Annotated in this window: 19 protein-coding genes; 3 read left to right on the top strand and 16 right to left on the bottom strand. The window is 38.5% G+C overall.

What is annotated here, in order from left to right:
• Positions 1 to 28 precede the first annotated feature (28 nt).
• The 4 genes from tuf to rpsL form a co-directional block, all read right to left on the bottom strand.
• On the bottom strand, positions 29 to 1,216 hold the full coding sequence (gene tuf, locus AC4BBX_RS10555) for an elongation factor Tu (protein ID WP_490453788.1): 1,188 nt from the start codon (positions 1,214 to 1,216) through the stop codon (positions 29 to 31).
• 149 nt (positions 1,217 to 1,365) lie between these two features.
• Positions 1,366 to 3,450, bottom strand: a complete 2,085-nt coding sequence (gene fusA, locus AC4BBX_RS10550; protein WP_490453787.1) for an elongation factor G — start codon at positions 3,448 to 3,450, stop codon at positions 1,366 to 1,368.
• 80 nt (positions 3,451 to 3,530) lie between these two features.
• Positions 3,531 to 4,001, bottom strand: a complete 471-nt coding sequence (gene rpsG, locus AC4BBX_RS10545) for a 30S ribosomal protein S7 (protein ID WP_455320501.1) — start codon at positions 3,999 to 4,001, stop codon at positions 3,531 to 3,533.
• A gap of 61 nt (positions 4,002 to 4,062) precedes the next feature.
• Complete coding sequence (gene rpsL / locus AC4BBX_RS10540) at positions 4,063 to 4,476, bottom strand: 30S ribosomal protein S12 (RefSeq protein WP_490453786.1); 414 nt, start codon at positions 4,474 to 4,476, stop codon at positions 4,063 to 4,065.
• Between the two features lie 762 nt (positions 4,477 to 5,238).
• Here rpsL and rpiA point away from each other — a divergent pair.
• Positions 5,239 to 5,928: a ribose-5-phosphate isomerase RpiA gene (rpiA, locus tag AC4BBX_RS10535; RefSeq protein WP_490453785.1), complete on the top strand. Its 690-nt coding sequence runs from the start codon at positions 5,239 to 5,241 to the stop codon at positions 5,926 to 5,928.
• A gap of 22 nt (positions 5,929 to 5,950) precedes the next feature.
• Positions 5,951 to 6,508 carry a recombinase family protein gene (locus AC4BBX_RS10530; protein WP_490453784.1) on the top strand — a complete coding sequence of 186 codons (558 nt, stop codon included), beginning with the start codon at positions 5,951 to 5,953 and terminating at the stop codon, positions 6,506 to 6,508.
• Positions 6,509 to 6,647: 139 nt separating this feature from the next.
• Here the strand turns inward: AC4BBX_RS10530 and gpmI are convergent, their stop codons facing one another.
• A complete protein-coding gene (gene gpmI / locus AC4BBX_RS10525) occupies positions 6,648 to 8,171 on the bottom strand; it encodes a 2,3-bisphosphoglycerate-independent phosphoglycerate mutase (protein ID WP_490453783.1) in 1,524 nt (507 codons plus the stop codon).
• Between the two features lie 809 nt (positions 8,172 to 8,980).
• Here gpmI and gpmA point away from each other — a divergent pair.
• Entirely contained in the window at positions 8,981 to 9,649 is a 669-nt protein-coding gene (gene gpmA / locus AC4BBX_RS10520) for a 2,3-diphosphoglycerate-dependent phosphoglycerate mutase (RefSeq protein WP_490453782.1), read from the top strand.
• 50 nt (positions 9,650 to 9,699) lie between these two features.
• On the opposite strand, the gene AC4BBX_RS10515 is transcribed toward gpmA, so the two are convergent.
• The 11 genes from AC4BBX_RS10515 to AC4BBX_RS10465 form a co-directional block, all read right to left on the bottom strand.
• Positions 9,700 to 10,890: an iron-containing alcohol dehydrogenase gene (locus tag AC4BBX_RS10515; RefSeq protein WP_490453781.1), complete on the bottom strand. Its 1,191-nt coding sequence runs from the start codon at positions 10,888 to 10,890 to the stop codon at positions 9,700 to 9,702.
• Between the two features lie 60 nt (positions 10,891 to 10,950).
• Positions 10,951 to 11,655 (bottom strand): purine-nucleoside phosphorylase, encoded by a 705-nt coding sequence (gene deoD / locus AC4BBX_RS10510; protein ID WP_490453780.1) that lies wholly within the window; start codon positions 11,653 to 11,655, stop codon positions 10,951 to 10,953.
• Positions 11,656 to 11,676: 21 nt separating this feature from the next.
• On the bottom strand, positions 11,677 to 12,492 hold the full coding sequence (locus AC4BBX_RS10505) for a purine-nucleoside phosphorylase (protein ID WP_490453779.1): 816 nt from the start codon (positions 12,490 to 12,492) through the stop codon (positions 11,677 to 11,679).
• Between the two features lie 30 nt (positions 12,493 to 12,522).
• Positions 12,523 to 13,689: a phosphopentomutase gene (gene deoB / locus AC4BBX_RS10500; protein WP_490453778.1), complete on the bottom strand. Its 1,167-nt coding sequence runs from the start codon at positions 13,687 to 13,689 to the stop codon at positions 12,523 to 12,525.
• Between the two features lie 109 nt (positions 13,690 to 13,798).
• Positions 13,799 to 14,755: an ABC transporter permease gene (locus AC4BBX_RS10495; RefSeq protein ID WP_490453777.1), complete on the bottom strand. Its 957-nt coding sequence runs from the start codon at positions 14,753 to 14,755 to the stop codon at positions 13,799 to 13,801.
• Positions 14,755 to 15,888, bottom strand: coding sequence for an ABC transporter permease (locus tag AC4BBX_RS10490; RefSeq protein WP_490453776.1), 1,134 nt, complete (start codon positions 15,886 to 15,888; stop codon positions 14,755 to 14,757). Before AC4BBX_RS10490 ends, AC4BBX_RS10495 begins: the two co-directional genes overlap by 1 nt.
• The gene (locus tag AC4BBX_RS10485) at positions 15,881 to 17,446 is read right to left on the bottom strand and encodes an ABC transporter ATP-binding protein (RefSeq protein WP_490453775.1); all 1,566 of its coding nucleotides are present in this window, start codon (positions 17,444 to 17,446) and stop codon (positions 15,881 to 15,883) included. The genes AC4BBX_RS10490 and AC4BBX_RS10485 overlap by 8 nt, the downstream gene beginning before the upstream one ends.
• Before the next feature lie 156 nt (positions 17,447 to 17,602).
• A complete protein-coding gene (locus AC4BBX_RS10480) occupies positions 17,603 to 18,691 on the bottom strand; it encodes a BMP family lipoprotein (protein ID WP_490453774.1) in 1,089 nt (362 codons plus the stop codon).
• A gap of 77 nt (positions 18,692 to 18,768) precedes the next feature.
• Positions 18,769 to 19,167: a cytidine deaminase gene (locus AC4BBX_RS10475; RefSeq protein ID WP_490453773.1), complete on the bottom strand. Its 399-nt coding sequence runs from the start codon at positions 19,165 to 19,167 to the stop codon at positions 18,769 to 18,771.
• 40 nt (positions 19,168 to 19,207) lie between these two features.
• Positions 19,208 to 19,870, bottom strand: coding sequence for a deoxyribose-phosphate aldolase (gene deoC, locus AC4BBX_RS10470; protein WP_490453772.1), 663 nt, complete (start codon positions 19,868 to 19,870; stop codon positions 19,208 to 19,210).
• 108 nt (positions 19,871 to 19,978) lie between these two features.
• On the bottom strand, positions 19,979 to 21,280 hold the full coding sequence (locus AC4BBX_RS10465) for a pyrimidine-nucleoside phosphorylase (RefSeq protein ID WP_490453771.1): 1,302 nt from the start codon (positions 21,278 to 21,280) through the stop codon (positions 19,979 to 19,981).
• Positions 21,281 to 21,439: the final 159 nt, after the last annotated feature.

The following is a 21,439-nucleotide window of genomic DNA, read 5'->3' as shown; positions in this document are numbered from 1 at the left end:
AGGATTTTTGATTATATTCATTAAAGAATTATGCAGTGATTTCAGAAACAACGCCTGAACCAACAGTGCGTCCGCCTTCACGAATAGAGAAACGAGTTCCGTCTTCGATAGCGATTGGGTGGATTAATTCCACGTCAATAGTTACGTTATCACCAGGCATTACCATTTCAGTACCTTCACGTAATTGAACAACACCAGTTACGTCAGTTGTACGGAAGTAGAATTGTGGACGATAGTTAGTGAAGAATGGAGTATGACGACCACCTTCTTCTTTAGTTAAAACGTAAACTTCAGCTACGAATTTTGTATGTGGAGTGATTGAACCTGGTTTAGCCAATACTTGTCCACGTTGGATATCTTCACGTGCAACACCACGTAATAAAGCACCAATGTTATCGCCAGCTTCAGCGTAGTCTAACAATTTACGGAACATTTCAACACCTGTTACAGTAGTTTGAGCTGTTTCTTCTTCGATACCTACAACTTCAACAACGTCACCAACGCGAACTTGTCCACGTTCAACACGTCCTGTAGCAACAGTACCACGACCAGTAATTGAGAATACATCCTCAACTGGCATCATAAATGGTTTGTCGTTTTCACGTTCTGGAGTTGGGATATATTCGTCAACTGCAGCCATTAATTCGAAGATTTTTTCTTCGTATTCTGGTTCGCCTTCTAAAGCTTTCAAAGCAGATCCTGCAACAACTGGAATGTCATCGCCTGGGAAATCGTATTCTGATAATAAATCACGAACTTCCATTTCTACTAATTCTAATAATTCTTCATCGTCAACCATATCAACTTTGTTTAAGAAAACAACGATGTATGGAACACCTACGTTACGAGATAACAAGATGTGTTCACGAGTTTGAGGCATAGGACCATCAGCAGCAGATACTACTAAGATCGCGCCGTCCATTTGAGCAGCACCAGTGATCATGTTTTTAACGTAATCCGCGTGACCTGGGCAGTCTACGTGAGCGTAGTGGCGAGTTTCAGTTTCGTACTCAACGTGAGCAGTTGAGATTGTGATTCCACGTTCGCGCTCTTCTGGAGCACCGTCGATTTGGTCATAAGCTGAAGCTTGCGCCCAACCTTTTTTAGCTAAAACAGTTGTGATTGCAGCTGTTAATGTAGTTTTACCATGGTCAACGTGTCCGATTGTACCAACGTTTACGTGGGACTTAGAACGGTCAAATTTTTCTTTTGCCATTTTAAATGTTCCTCCTAAAAATACGTTTTAATTTTTATTTGATAGGTAAGGAATCAAGAAGATTCCTTGCCCATATCATCGTAATTCATTGTACACGAAATGTCTCAAAAAATATAGTTATTTGAAAAAAATTCAATAATCAATTAAGATTATTCAGCATTTCCGCCATTTTTCTTAATAATTTCTTCTTGGATTGATTTCGGTACATCTTCATAGTGGTCAAAGACCATCATGAATGTTCCGCGACCTTGAGTTGCAGAACGTAGTGTTGTTGCGTAACCAAACATTTCTGATAATGGTACTAACGCATTAACGATTTGTGCATTACCATGTGCTTCCATACCTTCTACGCGTCCACGACGAGCAGTAACGTGTCCCATAACATCCCCTAAGTAATCTTCAGGAACAGTTATAGTTACTTTCATCATAGGCTCAAGAATAACTGGACTTGCTTTTTTAGCAGCAGCACGCAACGCCATTGAAGCAGCCACACGGAAGGCAGTTTCATTTGAATCGACATCATGGTAAGAACCATCATAAAGTTTTGCCTTGATATCAACCAATGGATAACCAGCCAAGACACCGTTTGCCATTGAGTCTTCTAAACCTTTTTCAACTGCTGGGATGTATTCACGAGGAACCACACCACCGACAATTGCGTTTTCAAACTCAAAACCTGCGCCTTCTTCATTCGGTGTGAATTCGATCCATACGTGACCGTATTGACCTTTACCACCTGATTGACGTACAAATTTACCTTCTGCTTGTGTACCAGAGCGGAATGTTTCACGATAAGATACTTGAGGCGCACCTACGTTTGCTTCCACTTTGAATTCACGACGCATACGGTCAACAAGAACGTCTAAGTGAAGTTCTCCCATACCAGCAATAACTGTTTCACCAGTTTCAACGTTAGTTGTTACGCGGAATGATGGATCTTCTTCAGCTAATTTTTGTAAAGCAACACCCATTTTATCTTGGTCAGCTTTTGATTTAGGTTCAACAGCTACTTCGATAACTGGATCAGGGAATTCGATAGACTCTAAGATAACTGCATCTTTTTCATCACACAAAGTATCCCCAGTGGTTGTATCTTTCAAACCAACAGCTGCAGCGATATCTCCAGAATAAACTGTTTGAATTTCTTTACGAGTATTCGCATGCATTTGAAGAATACGTCCGATACGTTCACGTTTGCCTTTTGAAGCATTCAATACGTATGATCCAGAGTTAAGTACACCAGAATACACGCGGAAGAATGTTAAACGACCTACGAATGGGTCAGTCATAACTTTAAATGCCAATGAAGCAAATGGAGCGTCATCAGAAGATGGACGTTCTGTTTCTTCTTCTGTTTTAGGGTTAATCCCTTTAATTGCAGGTACATCAGTTGGTGCTGGCAAGTAGTCAATAACTGCATCCAACATCAATTGAACCCCTTTGTTTTTAAATGCTGATCCACACATTACTGGGAAGAAATCAACTGTTAATGTTGCTTTACGAATACCAGCTTTTAATTCTTCTTCAGTGATTTCTTCACCTTCCAAGAATTTCATCATCAAGTCTTCATCTGTATCAGCAACAGCTTCAACTAATTTTTCACGCCATTCTTCGGCTTGTTCCAAATACTCAGCAGGAATCTCAGTTTCTTCGATTTCTGTACCTAAGTCATTTGTGTACATTTCAGCTTTCATTTTTACAAGGTCAATAATCCCTGTAAAGTCGTCTTCTGCACCGATTGGTAATTGAATTGGATGCGCATTTGCTTGTAAACGATCATGCAATGTAGATACTGAATACAAGAAGTCAGCACCAATTTTATCCATTTTGTTACAGAAAACAACACGTGGTACACGGTAATCAGTCGCTTGACGCCAAACTGTTTCTGTTTGTGGTTCCACACCTGATTGTGAGTCCAATACAGTTACAGCACCGTCAAGTACACGTAGAGAACGTTGAACTTCAATAGTGAAGTCTACGTGTCCAGGTGTATCGATGATATTTACACGGTTACCTTTCCATTGTGCAGTAGTTGCAGCGGAAGTAATCGTGATCCCACGTTCTTGTTCTTGTTCCATCCAGTCCATTTGTGAAGCTCCTTCATGAGTTTCACCAATTTTATGGATACGACCAGTGTAGTACAAGATACGTTCCGTTGTCGTTGTTTTACCAGCGTCAACGTGGGCCATGATACCAATATTACGAGTGTTTTCTAATGAAAATTCTCTTGCCATTGTAAGGTTGTTCTCCTCTCTAATTCTCAACTTACATCAAAGTTGTAGCAATACCTTCTACTAAAAAAGTAGCGAGGATCTTACCAACGATAGTGTGCAAATGCACGGTTAGCTTCTGCCATTTTATGAGTGTCTTCACGTTTTTTAACTGAAGCACCTGTATTGTTAGCAGCATCCATGATTTCTTTAGCTAGGCGTTCTTCCATTGTGTGTTCTCCACGCAAACGAGCATAGTTAACAACCCAACGTAAGCCTAAAGTTGTACGACGTTCAGGACGAACTTCAACTGGTACTTGATAGTTAGAACCCCCAACACGGCGAGCTTTTACTTCTAATACTGGCATGATGTTTTTCATTGCTTGTTCGAAAACTTCCAATGCATCATTGCCTGTAGATTCTTTAATAATATCAAATGAGTTGTAGATGATATTCGCAGCAACTCCGCGTTTACCGTCAACCATTACACGGTTGATTAAACGAGTTACTAATTTTGAGTTATAAATAGGATCTGGTAATACATCACGTTTTGCAACAGGACCTTTACGAGGCATCCGTAACTCCTCCTTCCGAAATAAGTTTTATTTAAATAGTCGTTTTGTTTGAAAAGTAAAATTAAGCTTTAGGTTTTTTCGTACCGTATTTAGAACGAGATTGTTTACGGTCATTAACACCAGCCGTATCCAATGCTCCACGAACGATATGATAACGTACCCCTGGTAAGTCTTTTACACGTCCACCGCGTAGCAATACCACACTATGTTCTTGTAAGTTATGACCAATACCTGGAATATAAGCTGTAACTTCGATCAAGTTAGACAAACGAACACGAGCATATTTACGTAAAGCTGAGTTCGGTTTTTTAGGTGTCATAGTTCCGACACGAGTTGCTACCCCACGTTTTTGAGGTGAACTAACGTCTGTTTGAGCTTTTTTGAAGCTATTATATCCTTTGTTCAATGCAGGTGAATTTGATTTTTCAACCTTGGATTTACGAGGTTTACGTACTAATTGGTTAATTGTAGGCATTCCTTGTTTTCCTCCTTCCTTGATTCGCTTTATAGTCCCACACATCCAGGTGGTTCTTTTTTTGCGATAAAAAATAATGCAATAACTTGCACCCTTATCAGAATTGTACTTTTTCACAGTCAGCACGTCTCGATGAGAGACCTGTATGTAAAGCACCTTTGATAGAATATCATGGATTTATTTCTTCGTCAACCGATAAAGCATGAATTTCCAAAGTTTTTTCAGATTATAGTTACTATTCGCAGCAAACTTGACGCTTCACTGCGAGAGAATCTTGCTTAGGTCAGCTCGGAACCGCCCCAAGCCTGTAGTCTTGGAGCTTTCAAGCTTCACACGCACAGTAAACAATCAATTGGCAACTGTGCGTGTGAAGCTTGACAGACTGGAGACTAAAGGCTCCAGTTGGTCCCACGGTCGACAAAAGCAGTCTTCGTTGTGTAGTGTAGCCTATGGATTAAAAAAGTAACTGTGACTAGTAACAAATTATATTACTATCTATTAATTTAAACAAAAGAGTTGTTTCTTTCTATTGAAAGAATAAAAATTATCGGAATCTACAGATAGCTATAGCCAAAATTTACTTTTCGCTCTTAACCTTTGTCTGGAAGCTGCCGATTAGCTTAGAGAGAACTACTTACATATTACCAAATGCAATCAACAGTATAATTAATGCTATTTTCTTTTAGCACCTACCAATTTAAAAGATTCCACTATATAATAGGGAATTGAAGTATTCAAAACTAACAAGAGGTGGCGAAACAGATGAACTTAAAAAAAATGGTCGGTATTGAAGCAGCTAATTATGTAAAAGATGGCATGATCGTTGGTTTAGGAACTGGATCAACAGCGTACTATATGATTGAAGAATTAGGACGTAGAGTAAAAGAAGAAAATCTTTCAATTATTGGCGTACCAACTTCTTTCGCTTCTAGAGAACAAGCACGCTCTCTAGGAATTCCTGTAAAAACAATCGACGAAGTAACAAAAGTAGACTTAACAATTGATGGAGCAGATGAAATTAGTGCAGACTTCCAAGGAATCAAGGGTGGCGGAGCAGCTTTATTATTTGAAAAAATTGTCGCTACGTACTCTGAACGTGTCATTTGGATTGTGGATGAATCAAAAATGGTCGAAAAATTAGGAAATTTCCCTTTACCCGTAGAAGTTGTACCCTACGGGGAAGAACAGCTTTTCAAATTATTCGAAGAAAAAGGATATCGTCCGTCTTTCCGCATGGAATCTAATGAAGAAAAAAAAATCACAGATTGCGGTCACTCTATCATTGATTTGCATTTAGAAAAAATTGAAGATCCAATTGCACTTGGAAATGAATTGGATCAATTAATCGGTGTGGTTGAACATGGTTTATTTTTAAATATGGTCGACCTAGTCATTGTTGGAGAAGAAAACGGACCTGTACAAATGACTATTCAGCGTATCAAAGATAATTAATATAGTTTAGGACGGGATGAACATGGGGCTATTCGGATATATCCGTACATCAATTATTGATGATGATCCACAGTATCAATTAGAACAATTAACCAATTATGGTTGCGAAAAAATATTTCATGAGGATGATGTCACTCCTAATGAAATGTCTCTTGATTTCGTGCTTAGTCAGATGCAGTCTGGAGACGTACTTATCGTGAACCAGTTACAATGCCTCGGCAAATCTACTAGACAATTAGCAGAGTGGATGGTTTCATTGGAGTTGAGAAATTTCGATTTAGTTTGTTTATCGGAAAAAATCGACACTAGAGAGGAACAAGGAAAGATTTACTTTAAGTGGATGAAACAAATTGCGGATATGGAACGTCAATTGCTGAAAGAAAGAACCTTAGTTGGACTAAATAAAGCTCGCCAACAAGGAAAAATTGGCGGACGACCAAAAATAAGCTCTGAAGTGATTGAAAAAATTCGTTTCTTATTTTTTGAAAAGAAAGAACCTATTCAAGCGATTGCTTCCTATTGTAATGTTTCTATTGGAACTTGCTACAAATACATTCATTTACTTGAACAAGAAGCATGATTAGTCTGAGAAATGTTCTCAGACTTTTTTGGACCTCTTTTTAAAAATTTTTCTTCAAATACAAAAAGAAGACCAGAAAACATTTCGTTCTCTGGTCTGTCTTCTATTTAGTCATACAGAATACCTTCTAGTATTTAACTTATTTAATTAAGCTACGTCCAGTCATTTCTGCAGGTAATTCAACATTTAATAAATCTAGCATTGTTGGTGCTAAGTCAGCCAAACGACCATCTGTTCTTAATTCCACACCATCTTTTGTCACAACAACTGGTACTGGAACAGTTGTATGAGCAGTATGTGGTTCACCATTTTCATCAATCATTGTTTCTGAGTTTCCATGGTCAGCTGTGATGATTGCAAATCCTTCTTTCGCTTGGATAGCATCAACTACACGTCCAACACATTCATCCACTGCTTCGATGGCTTTGATAGTTGGTTCTACCATACCTGAATGTCCAACCATGTCTGGGTTTGCGAAGTTTAGAATAATCGCTTCAAACTTCTCATCATTAATTGCATTAACTAAGGCATCCGTTACACCATAGATACTCATTTCTGGTTGCAAATCATATGTTGCAACTTTAGGAGAGTCAATTAAGATACGTTCTTCAGTTTCAAAGACCGTATTTGAACCTCCATTAAAGAAGAAAGTAACGTGAGGATATTTTTCAGTTTCTGCAATACGTAATTGGTTCAAATTGTTTTTCGCAAGCACTTCACCTAATACGTTGTCCATTGAAATTGGCGCAAAAACAACTTCTGTTTCTAATTTATCTGAATACTGAGTCATTGTTACCAATTTAATATTTTTTGGTTCTTCGCCACGTTCAAAGAATTCCCATTCTTTTTCAGTTAACGCTTGAGACATTTGTAACGCACGGTCAGGACGGAAGTTGAAGAATAAAATTCCATCGTTATCATTGATTGTTGCCACTGGTTTACCGTCTTCTAAAACGACATTAGGCAATACAAACTCATCATTCACACCTGCTGCATAGCTTTGTTCAACGATTTCAACAGGATCAGTTCCTGTCTCGCCTTCGCCATGAATTACAACATCATAATATTTTTGCACTCGTTCCCAACGTTTGTCACGGTCCATTGCATAGTATCTACCTGAAACAGATGCAATCTTACCATGTCCAATTTCATTGATTTTTTCTTGTAATTGTTTTACATATTTAGCACCTGATGTTGGAGAAACATCGCGACCATCTAGAATAACATCGATGTATGCAGGTACACCATGTTTTTTTGCTTCTTCAATTAAAGCGTATAAATGATTGATGTGGCTATGTACACCACCATCAGAAACTAAGCCCATTAGATGTAAGTTAGAGTTGTTTTTCTTTACAAAATCAAACAATTCTAGCAAAGCTTTTTCTTCTGCAAATTCACCATCAGCGATTGATTTATCAATACGAGTTAAACTTTGGTAAACAATTCGTCCAGCACCAATGTTGGTATGTCCTACTTCAGAATTCCCCATTTGTCCTTCAGGTAAACCTACGTCTAAACCAGAAGCTTTTAATGTTGCGTGAGGATAGGCATTCCAATACTTTTCTAAGTTTGGTGTGTTAGCCAATGCCACAGCATTCCCCACTGTTTCGTCACGTAGTCCTAATCCGTCCAAAATCATTAAAATTACAGGTTTCTTATCCATTCTGCATTTCCTACTTTCTCTTGTTCTCTATCCATTCATAAATCACGATGAAGCTGCTGTGCAATCTTCATAAGAATCAAAGTTGCCACGGCAATTACTTCAATTCGACTTCTTCATAATACCATTAAATACTTTTAAAATTCAAGCTTTCCAGTTAGTCCCTATCAATTTCCACTTGCTTTATGTTACTTGTTGAAGATCTACACTAGATAGATGCAGAAACTTCCAGAACAATGCTCCCGAAAACACCCTTGTTGTGGGAGACCGCCACGAGCCTCTTTACAGAGTCTCTTTGGCTGCTGACGTTCAAACTCTGTCTAAGTGTTACCACACTAAGTCAGAGTAATTCATTCAGCTCTTTGACCCACGACTAGGGTGTTTTTTCCGATTGTTCTTCCAGTTACTGTATTTGTTTCCTTTCATAAAGTAGACTACGTTTCAAAAACTGGAAGACTAGCTGGGAGAAAATAGCACTTATTGCCGACTAAAGATGAGGATGAATTACAAAGTGTTGCAAGTAGCGATTTTCTACTTGTTATACTTTGTTTGAACGCCGAAAGCTTTGAGACTTCTGAAAGAAGGCTCAGAGCGGTCTCTGGCAATAAGTGTCTTTTTCGGACAGGTAGACTGGAAGTTTTTGATGTTCTTGTTAAATTGTAAATAATCAACCTAGATTAGATTTAAAAGTGGTTATAGAAATACTTAAATTCCCTTTACTAACTGGCAGATACTGGAAAAAAAATAAAAAAAGGGTGTATAATATTGTTGGAACAGAAATTTCAAAATGATATGAGTAAAGGAGAGTTTTTATGCCAAAATTAGTTTTTTCACGTCATGGATTAAGTGAGTGGAACAAATTAGATCAATTTACAGGTTGGGAAGACGTCGATTTGGCGCCAGAGGGTGTTGAGGAAGCCATCGAGGGTGGACGTAAGATTAAAGAAGCTGGAATTGAATTTGATATCGCTTATACTTCAGTGTTAACTCGTGCAATTAAAACTTGTAACTATATCTTAGAATACTCTGATCAATTATGGGTACCCACAGTTAAATCTTGGCGCTTAAACGAACGTCATTACGGAGCATTACAAGGATTGAATAAACAAGCTACTCGAGAAAAATACGGAGATGACCAGGTCCTAATCTGGCGCCGTTCATATGACACATTGCCTCCACTATCAGATGCCAAACCAGATCGTCGCTATGCAGACTTAGATCCACGTACAGTTCCTGGTGGAGAAAATCTAAAAGTCACTTTAGAACGTGCATTGCCATTCTGGGAAGACGAGATCGCTCCCGCATTGTTAGATGGTAAGACCGTCTTAGTTGCTGCCCACGGAAATTCTTTACGTGCTTTAGCAAAACACATTGAAGGTATCTCTGATGATGATATTATGGGACTTGAAATTCCAACAGGTCAACCTTTAGTTTATGAATTAAATGATGACCTTTCAGTCAAAGAAAAATATTATTTATAAAAAAAGGGAGAAGAAAAGCGATTGATTTGCTTTTCTTCTCCTATTTTTAATTAGATAAATGTTGAAGCTTGCATGGACTCTTGATAAATCGCTATAACGTCAGCTTTCTCTAAAGGAACAAAAGCACTAGTAGCAATTGAGCTATGCGCCACTGCTTGAGCTGCCATTTTTTCAAAGTCATTTTCTGTTTCAATTCCTACTTCTGGTAAGGTCATTGGTACACCATTTTCTAAAAAGAAATCATATAGCGCTTGGATGCCTTTTTTAGCAGCTAACTTAGCGTCCTCTTCTTGAATTCCCCAAACCTCTTTGGCAAAACGAGCAAATTTCGGTGTAGAGTCTTCATTTAAAATATGCGCCATCCAACGTGGGGTTAAAATGGCTAAACCAATCCCATGAGTAATGTCATAAAAGGCACTTAGTTCATGTTCCATCGCATGACATGACCAACCTCCATTTTTCCCACGCCCAGTTAAACCATTTAAAGCCAACGTACTTGCCCACATCAAATTTCCTCTAGCATCGTAGTCTTCTGGATTTTCTAAAGCCAACGGTAAATTACGGATCACTGTTTTCATCAAACCTTCTGCAATTCCGTCTTGAGCATCTGTTCCAGTTGTTGCATTAAAATAGTTTTCCATCAAATGACTGAAAATATCCGCTGCACCTGCGGCAGTTTGATAGGCATTTACTGTGTAAGTATTCGTCGGATCTAAGAAGGATGCTTTTGGCAATAAGTTTTTACCACCCATACCTAATTTTTGTTGCGTAGCCATATTGGAGATAACTCCACCGCTGTTCATTTCACTTCCAGTTGCCGACAATGTAAGAATTGTCACCAACGGAACTGCCGGTCCATTATAGCTGCCTTTTAACACTAAGTTTTCCCACAGATCACCTTCAACAAAGGTTCCTCCAGCAATTGCCTTGCTACAATCAATGACAGAACCTCCTCCAACAGCTAAAATGACATCCACTTGATGTTCCCGACATAATTCTGCGCCTTTAGTTACTGTTTCGATTCTTGGATTTGGTTCCACGCCAGATAATTCGATAACCGCGTTCCCATTAGCTTCTAGTTGTTCCAAAACTTTTTGATATAAACCATTGGCTTTGATACTACCTCCACCATATACCAGTAAAACTTTCTTACCAAATTGGTTTAATACCTCTGAAAGTTCTCCTAATCGATCTCTCCCAAATCGAATATCTGTCGTTACATGAAAATTAAAGTTTTCCATTGTTTGCCCTCCATCTATGATTGATAAGTCAAAAAGATTGGGTCTCCCCAATCTTTTTGATTATTTAATTGCTGTTTCCAATCCAACTTTAATCATTTCGTCAAAAGTTGTTTGACGTTCTTCAGCCGTTGTTTCTTCTCCAGTAATAATGTGGTCGCTTACGGTACAAATCGCCAGTGTTTGCACATGATATTTTGCTCCTAAATAGTATAAAGCGGCAGCTTCCATCTCAACGCCCATTACACCTAAGTCAGCTAATTTTAAGGTTTCTGTCATATCATCTTTATAGAAAGTATCTTCTGACAGAATGTTTCCTACATGTGTAGTGAATCCTTGCTCTTCCGCAATTTCATAGGCTGTTTTTAGTAATTTAAAATCAGCAATTGGGGCAAAGTGGAATTGATCAAAATTCTTTTGAATCATTGATGAACTCGTTACCGCACCTTGAGCAATTACTAAGTCGCGTACATGAACATCCGTCGAAATCGCGCCACAAGTTCCAACACGAATCAATTTTTTCACATCATAGGAATTAATTAGTTCATGGGCATAAATAGTGGCAGAAGGCATTCCCATCCCTGTTCCTTGAACAGAAACACGCTCCCCTTTATAAGTTCCTGTGTAACCTAACATGCCACGAACATTGTTGTAGCAGACAGGATTTTCTAAAAATTTTTCAGCGATATATTTCGCACGCAGTGGATCGCCTGGTAGTAAAATCTTATCAGCAATTTCATCTGGTTTTGCTTCGATATGAACACTCATTGTTTTCGCTCCTCCAAATTTTTATAGTTCAACTAACGTTTCTTTAATTAGTGCTTTAAATTCAGCTTTAACTCGCTCTGTAGTTTCTACGACCTCTTCATGATTTAAAGTCGCTTGCATACCCGCCGCTAAGTTAGTGATACATGAAATCCCTAAAACTTTTAATCCGCTGTGGGCAGCTACAATCACTTCAGGAACTGTCGACATACCCACTGCATCTGCACCGATTACACGAGACATACGGATTTCCGCAGGTGTTTCGTAAGTAGGACCTGACCAACCCATATAAACACCCTCTTTTAAGTGCAAACCTTTTTTCTCTCCGACTTGTTTTGCCACTTCACGGTAAGCAGGTGTATATGCGTTGCTCATATCAGGAAAGCGTGGACCCATTTCTTCTACGTTTTCACCAATCAATGGATTATCACCCGTATAATTAATGTGGTCAGTAATCAACATCAAATCACCTGGTTCAAAGTTTTCATTCACACCACCACAAGCATTTGTTACGATAATTGAATGAGCTTTAACCGCTGCCATCACACGTACTGGATAGGTAACAGTTTGCATAGAATGACCTTCATAATAATGGAAACGACCTTGCATCGCCAATACTTTACGTCCAGATAATGTTCCGTAAACTAATTGTCCTGCATGACCAACAACCGTTGAAACAGGGAAATGCGGAATTTTTTCGTAAGGAATAACAACCGCTTCTTCAATCTCATCGGCTAATTCTCCTAAACCAGAGCCTAAAATTAAGCCAAATTCAACGTCTTTTACTCCTTGTTCCTGTAAAAACACCAATGTCTCTTGTAATTGTTCTTGTAATTTCATTCAATCATCACTCCTAATGGGTTCATTTTTTTATTTCAAAAGATGTAAGAAACTTGTTCCATTTTCAGTAGCGGGAACTTCAAAGTTTTCGGCAATAGTCGCAGAAATATCTGAGAAGAACCCTTGCGGCAACTTACCTTGGTCTTTAAGTTTTTTGCTATAAAGTACTAATGGTACGTATTCTCTCGTATGGTCGGTACCTGGGAAAGTTGGATCATTTCCATGGTCAGCTGTGATAACTAATAAATCGTCCTCTTCCAACGCTGCCAAAAGTTCTGGTAAACGACCATCAAAATCTTCAATCGCACGAGCATAACCTTCTACGTCACGACGATGACCAAATAATGCATCAAAATCAACCAAGTTAGTAAAACTTAAACCAGTGAAATCTTTTTTCATCACGTCTAATAATTTATCAACACCATCCATATTATCTTTGGTGCGAACAAATTCAGTAATTCCTTGTCCATTAAAGATATCATTAATCTTACCCACAGCAATTACATCTTTGCCGTTGTCTTTTAAGGAATCTAAGACTGTTTTTCCGAATGGATCTAAAGCATAATCGTGACGGTTGCTTGTACGAGTAAAATTCCCCGGTTCTCCCAAGTACGGTCGCGCAATAATTCGACCAATCATATAAGGTTCATCTTTAGTAATTTCTCGGACATATTCACAAATACGATATAATTCTTCTAAAGGAATGATTTCTTCATGAGCAGCAATCTGTAACACAGGATCTGCTGAAGTATAAACAATCAAATCGCCTGTTTCCATTTGATGTTGACCATAATCATCTAAAACCTTTGTACCTGAATAAGGTAAGTTACAGACGATTTTTCGTCCAGAAAATTCTTCAATTTGTTTTAGCAATTCTTCAGGAAAACCTTCTGGGAATACACGGAAAGGTTTTTGAATATTCAAGCCCATAATTTCCCAATGTCCAGTCATCGTATCTTTCCCGACTGAGACCTCTTCTAATTTAGTCACATATCCTTGGTGATCTTCAACTGAAGCCACACCTTCCAACGGACGGATTGTTCCTAGACCTAGCTGCTCGAAATTAGGAATGTTCAATCCTGCTTCTTTGGCGATATGACCTAATGTATCAGAACCTTTGTCATTAAATTTTTCAGCATCGGGTGCTTCACCAATACCCACTGAATCCATCACAACTAAATGCACGCGTTTAAACATTTGTTTAACCTACTTTCTTTTCTCTATCATATACTATTTTTACCCATATTTTAAATACAAAGAGCAGAACAAAGCAACATTGTCCCTTAGTCCCACCCTTAAATAGATATTATTTAGATTTAATATAATTTTTACCGCCAGCTTTTGGTCCCGAAGACTGACCCAAGAAAAGAACTAAAACGATAATTGTTATTAGATATGGCGCGATTTGCAGTAAAACAGGCGGAATAGCTGAGAAGAATGGCAATTGTGCCCCGATGATACTCAAACTTTGAGCAAAACCAAAGAATAGTGCGGCTCCCATTGCTCCCAACGGATTCCATTTACCAAAAATCATCGCTGCCATTGAGATAAACCCTTGTCCTACAATTGTTCCTGCAGAGAAATTACCTGAAATCGATTGAGCAAAGATTGCTCCTCCCATTCCTCCTAGCAAACCTGAAATCAGCACACCTGAATAACGCAAGCGGTAGACATTAATTCCTAAAGTATCTGCTGCTTGTGGATGTTCCCCTACTGAACGAAGACGTAAACCAAAACGAGTTTTAAAGATAACAAACCAAGCAATCACTGCTACTAAAATTGCTAAATATGCAGGTAAAAAGGTATTTCTAAAGAAGATTTCTCCAATAACAGGAATATCTTTTAATAGAGGGAAAGAATAATATCCCAAGTTATAACTGATATTGTCTGTTTGACCTTTGCCATACCAAGCTTTGATTAAGAAAACACCTAGCGCAGGAGCCATTAAGTTAACCACAGTCCCACTGATGATATGATCGGCACGGAAACTAACGGTAGCGACCGCATGGAATAGTGAAAAGACAACACCAACTAAACCACCGACTAAAATAGCTACCCAAGGTGTCCATGAGCCTAAAACACTAGTCATTTCTAAGTTAAAGACAACGGCACTAAATGCGCCCATTACCATGATACCCTCTAAACCAACATTGACAATCCCACTTCGTTCAGAAAAGGTTCCACCCAAAGAAGTTAGAATCAATGGTGTCGAATAAACTAAAGTAGAGGTCAAAATTAAAGCAAGTAATCCTACTGTTGACATTAGATTTCTCCCCCTTCTTGGCTTTGATCATTTGGTGCTGATTCAATTGTTCTAACAATTTCTTCCTGTTTTTTACCTGGCATCAATTTAGCCATCGCTAAACGGATAACAAAGTTAATACCAACAAAGAAAATAATTAAGGCAATCGATACATTGACAATTTCAAATGGTATTTCAGCAATGGTTTGCATTCCCAAGCCACCAATTTTCAAAATACTAAATAATAACGCGGACAATAAGATACCGATTGGTGAACCTGATCCTAATAAGGAAACAGCCATACCATCAAAACCGATTGATAATGACGTCGTTTGTACGAAGAAGTTATGATAGGTTCCTAGGCCTTCAGCCACACCACCAAGACCGGCTAAAGCTCCTGAAATAATCATCGACATGACAATTGTTCGTTTGCTGCTCATTCCAGCGTATTCAGAAGCATGTGGGTTTAAACCAACCGAACGGATTTCATAACCCAATGTTGTTTTCTTCATTAAGAACCAAACAACAAAAATTGCTACTAGCGCTAAGAACAAACCACCACTTACTCGAGAGCCTCCAAACAGTTGTGTTAACCAAGGCATTCGTAAGGTTGCATTTGGTGAAATTGCTACTGTTGCATCTAAACTAGAGCGAAAATGATCCGGCATCACGTTTTGTAACATAAATGTACTTAAATACAATAAAATGTAGTTCATCATGATTGTAACAATGACTTCACTAGTTCCAAAGAAAGCACGTAATAGCCCTGGAATAGCGGCAGCTACCGCTCCAGCCAATGCTCCCAAAATAACAGCTAATGGTAATAAAATTAATTTTGGTAGATCAGGAAAAGCTAACGCTGTCCAAACACTGACTACCCAGCCACACAGAGCTTGACCAGATAAACCAATATTAAAGAATCCTGCTGAATTCGCTACTGAAAATCCTAACGCTGTAAAAATCAATGGCGTTGCTTGACGTAATGTTTCACCAATACTTCGTTGGTTTCCTAGAGCAGCCGTTAACATAGAAGAATAACCATTAATTGGATTGTAGCCAAATGCTAACATTAAAATCGCACCTAGAATTAACCCCATTACAACTGATAAAATCGGTACAAGTATATTGCGAATTTTTTCATTGCGATCATTCATTTGCCGCCACCTCCTGTTGTCCAAGCTCTGCTTTGGCTTTTTCCAAGGAAGAACCGGCCATTAGTAACCCTAATTCTTGCTCTGAAGTCTCTTTCGGATCCACCACTCCAACAATATGACCATCGTGGATAACTGCAATTCGATCCGAAACATTTAAAATTTCTTCTAATTCAAAACTAATCAATAATACTGCTTTAAAACGATCTCTTTGTTCAATTAAACGTTTATGAATAAATTCGATTGCTCCTACGTCTAAACCACGAGTTGGATTGGCAACAATTAGCAATTCTGGATCTCGGTCGATTTCACGGGCAATGATTGCTTTTTGTTGATTCCCACCAGATAATGCTTTAGCAGGAACAATTTCATTAACTGTTCGAACGTCAAATTCATTAATCAAATCAACGGCATGATCGTTGATTTCTGTGTAATTCAAAATTCCCACATTACTATATGGTGCTTGATAATACGTTTGTAAAGCTAAGTTTTCAGCCAAAGTCATATCTAAAACTAATCCATATTTATGGCGGTCTTCTGGAACATGTCCCACACCTGCTTCAGTAATTTTACGAGGTCGCAAGTTAGTAATATTTTCATCTCCTAGGAAAATATTGCCACTTTCAACTTTTCGTAATCCTGTCAGCGCTTGAATCAATTCTGATTGACCATTGCCATCAATCCCTGCAATACCTACAATCTCGCCTGCACGTACTTCTAAACTTAAATCTTTCACGGCTTCGACACCACGATTTTCATTTACCACTAGATTTTGAATTGATAAGACAACTTCCTGTGGATTAGCAAGTTTTTTGTCTGTTTTAAAGGATACAGAACGTCCGACCATCATGTCTGCTAATTGTTGTGAAGAAACATCTTTCACATCCACAGTCCCAATACCTTTTCCTCGACGAATAACCGTACAACGATCCGCTACAGCTTTAATTTCATCTAATTTATGAGTAATTAGAATAATTGATTTTCCTTCACGAACCAATCCTTGCATAATTACAATTAATTCATCAATTTCTTGAGGAGTTAATACTGCCGTTGGTTCATCAAAGATTAAAATATCTGCACCACGATACAGTGTTTTTAAAATCTCAACCCGTTGTTGCATTCCTACAGAGATATCTCGAATGTAGGCATCTGGATCAACTGACAATCCATACTGCTCTGAAACTCTTAAAATTTCTTTGCGAGCTGTTTGACGGTCAATAAAACCAGCACGATTTGGTTCATTTCCCAAAATGATATTTTCAGTTACTGTGAATGCATCCACTAACATAAAATGTTGATGCACCATCCCAATTCCTAATTGATTGGCTTTAGTTGGGCTTGTAATCTGTACAACCTCACCATTCATTAAAATATCTCCGGAAGTTGGTTCTAACAAACCGGATAAGACATTCATTAATGTTGACTTTCCAGCTCCATTTTCGCCAAGTAGCGCATGAATCTCACCTTTTCGGACTTGCAAATTCACTTGATCATTTGCTTTAAACGTTCCGAAACTTTTGGTAATATCTCGCATTTCGATGACAAAGTTTTCTTCTGTCAAAATTTTCACATCCCTTTTATAAATGACCTTGACAATGACAAATAATAGCTAAAACTCGAGAGCAACCTCTCAAAAGAACCTTTTTGTCTTTAAAAAAGCTCTTTTCAAAAGCAATCATCGTCTTGCCTTTTACAAGACGATGATTGAAAGCCTTAATTAGTCTTCTTCTGGAACTTCTGGAACTTCGATTTCACCAGCAATGATTTGTGCTCTAGCTTCTTCAACTGCTGATAAAGCTTCCTCAGATAATTGGCCGTCAGTTAAACCAACACCTTCTTCAGCTAAACCGTAAACTTCATGAGATCCACCAGGGAATTCCCCATCTAAAGCTTTTTGAGCTAAGTCTTGAGAAACATTTCCAACTTCTTTTAATGCAGAAGTTAATGTAAAGTTTTCGCTGTCGCCATTGTAGCCACCTTCATCAGATTGATCACGGTCAACTCCAATAACCCAAACTTTATCGCCACCGGCTTCATTACGTGCTTTTGCTTCTTGGAATAAACCATTACCAGTACCACCTGATGCATGGAAGATAATGTCTGCACCTTGGGCATACATACCTTGAGCAATTGAGCGTCCACGGTCAGGAGCTGAGAAGTCACCTGCATATTGAACTTCAACGTGAATTTCTTTACCTAAAGCTTTGGCTGCATCTGCTACACCAGCCACAAATCCTGCTTCAAAACGATCAATAACTACACCTTTAACTCCACCGATAAATCCAACACGGTCAGTTTGCGTTGTGTGAGCTGCAGCAATACCTGCTAAATATGAAGATTCATGATCTTTAAATGTTGCAGAAGCTACGTTTGGCAAATCGACTACATCATCTACAATAACAAAATTTACGTCTGGATTTAATTCAGCTTGTTCTGCAATCGCAGGTTGTAATTTATAACCAATACCAAAAATTGTGTTGTAACCAGCACTCAAAGCTTGGTCAATATTTGGAATATAATCAGATTCATTTTCTGATTGGAAATATCTGTAACCATTATTTCCTTCTTCTAAATTATTTGCTTCGCCCCATGCTTGGAAACCTTCCCATGCAGATTGATTAAATGAACGATCATCTACGCCGCCTGTATCTGTAATCAATGCGATTGTTGCTGCTGGTTTTTCGCTCCCTGCACCTTCAGACGCATCTGTTCCTGTTGTTCCGCCACTGTTATTGCCACAAGCACCTAATAATAAAGCACTTGCCATTGCTACTGCACCAAAACTAAATAATTTTGCTTTTTTCATCTCTGTAAAGCCCCCTATAAAAAAGTTTTTTTATTTTTCATCAGTCTAGGACTGTTGAATCAAACGAACGATGTTGCCTATAAATCTTTATCTGTGAAAGAGTAAGGTAACAATTCTGCTACTGTCATCTCCTTGGTTACACCATTATCACCGACAAGGGTAACTGGCATATCTGGTGCAAAAAATTCTGCCATTACTTGACGACATGCTCCACATGGAGAGATCGGATCTGGTGTATGACCAGCGACAACCAAATGTTGAAAGGCTCTTTCACCTTCTGAAACTGCTTTGAAAATTGCAGTACGTTCTGCACAATTACTTAAACCGTATGAAGCATTTTCAATATTTAATCCTTGGTAAATTTTTCCGTCCTCTGTCACTAAACAAGCACCTACTGGAAAATGCGAATAGGGTACATACGCCTTGTCTAACGCATCGACGGCAACTTCAACCCATTGTTTTTGTGCTTTTGTCATAGTTGCCTCCTTTGTTCCTAATATATTCTCACTCACAATTTTAGTAACCTGCGCCACTACCACCTGAAATGATTGCCACACTTGCACTAGTTCCTAAACGACTTGCTCCTGCTTCAATCATTGCTAAAGCTTCCGCTTCATTATGGATACCACCAGAAGCTTTTACACCCATTTCTGGTCCAACTGTTTCACGCATTAAGGCAACAGCTTCGACTGTCGCACCACCCGTAGAAAAACCAGTTGATGTTTTAACAAAGTCAGCACCTGCAGCTTTTGATAGTTCACTAGCTTTAACGATTTCTTCATTTGTTAGTAAGCATGATTCAATAATCACTTTAACTAACGCACGATCTTTCGCCGCATTTACAACTGCTTCAATATCTTTTTGAACATAGTCATAATCGCCAGCTTTCAAACGACCCACTGCAATAACCATATCGACTTCATCTGCACCATTTTTAATCGCTTCTTCTGTTTCAAATGCTTTTGTTGCAGAAGTTGTTGCTCCTAAAGGAAAACCAATCACTGTACATACGGAAACTGGTTCGCCTTTTAGCTCTTCTGCAGCCAAGGAAACCCACTGAGGATTGATACATACTGAGTAGAAATGATACTTCTTCGCTTCCTCAATAATGCGTAAAACTTCTTCTTTCGGTGTATCTGCTTTTAAAATCGTATGGTCCATCATTCGATTTAATTCCATTTGTTTTGCTCCTCATTTCTTTTAATTTAAGTTTGACTGAAACACCCTATCCCATCCTACTGGCTTAGAGTTCCTAGTAAGTAGAGTAGTAAACTGAAACTGGCATCTCTATTCTGTAATAATTTCATAAATTAACGGCGGTTCTTCTCCCGCATCACCAATGCTAATATTGGCATAAATTAATTCTTTTACTTCGTCAATTTCTTCTATATTACTGTAAATAGTCAGCAACGATTCGCCTTCTTGAACAGACTCACCGACTTTTTTATGCAATTTCAAGCCAACAGCATGATCAATAGCTTCTTCTTTTGTGCGACGACCTGCACCAAGCATCATTGCCGCAATGCCCAATTCATTGGCTACCAATTGAGTAACCACACCCGATTCTTTTGCTGGAAGTTCCACTTCATATTTTGCCGTTAATAATCGTTCGGGTTCATCAACAATTGTTGCATCGCCACCTTGATTACGAATCATTTCCTTGAACTTGTCTAAAGCCACGCCAGATTCTAGTGCTTCTTGCAACATTTGATGTGCTTCTTCCAATGTTTCTGCTTTTTTAGCAAGTACGACCATTTGACTTCCTAGTGCATAACACATTTCCACTAAATCTTCCGGACCCTTACCTTGCAAGGTTTCAATAGCTTCTACAACTTCCAAACTATTTCCAATCGCTTCACCTAATGGTTGAGACATATCAGAGATAACCGCCATCGTTTGACGATTCGCTAATTTACCAATTCGTACCATCGTATGTGCCAAACGTCTTGCATCCTCTAAGCTTTTCATAAAGGCGCCATCACCAGTTGTCACATCTAGAACAATACCATCAGCTCCTGCCGCAATTTTTTTACTCATAATTGAACTAGCAATTAAAGGAATCGAATTGACTGTTGCAGTAACATCTCGTAATGCATATAACTTTTTATCCGCTGGAGCTAAATTACCTGATTGACCGATGACTGCCACTTGGCTTTCGTTGACGACTCGAATAAATTCTTCTTCGGATAATTCAATCTTAAATCCAGGAATAGATTCTAATTTATCTAACGTTCCACCCGTATAACCTAGACCACGTCCGGACATTTTGGCTACAGGAACTCCTACACTGGCAACTAATGGAGCTAAAATTAAAGTTGTTGTATCACCCACACCACCTGTTGAATGTTTGTCCACTTTAATTCCCTCAATAGAAGATAAGTCAATCACTTCTCCGGAATTAGCCATTGCCAAAGTTAAAGCTGTAATTTCTTCATCTGTCATATCCTCATAAAAAATCGCCATGAGTAAAGCACTCATTTGGTAATCAGGAATTTGATTCTTCGTATATTCTTCGATAATATATTGAATCTCTTTTTCTGACAGTGTGCCCCCATCGCGTTTTTTCTCAATCAAATCCACCATTCGCATAGATCTGAACCTCACTTCCTACATCTACTCTATTATACATAATTTTTTCGTTCGGTAAACCACTTTAGTAAACCGTTTTACTAAACAAAGATACCCAATGTAACCCTTTTCATTCTTGATAATACATGACGGGAAACTAGTTGTCAAACGCAAAATGAA

The organism is Enterococcus sp. AMC1157, assembly GCF_058216555.1.
This window is presented reverse-complemented; position numbering and strand designations above follow the sequence as displayed.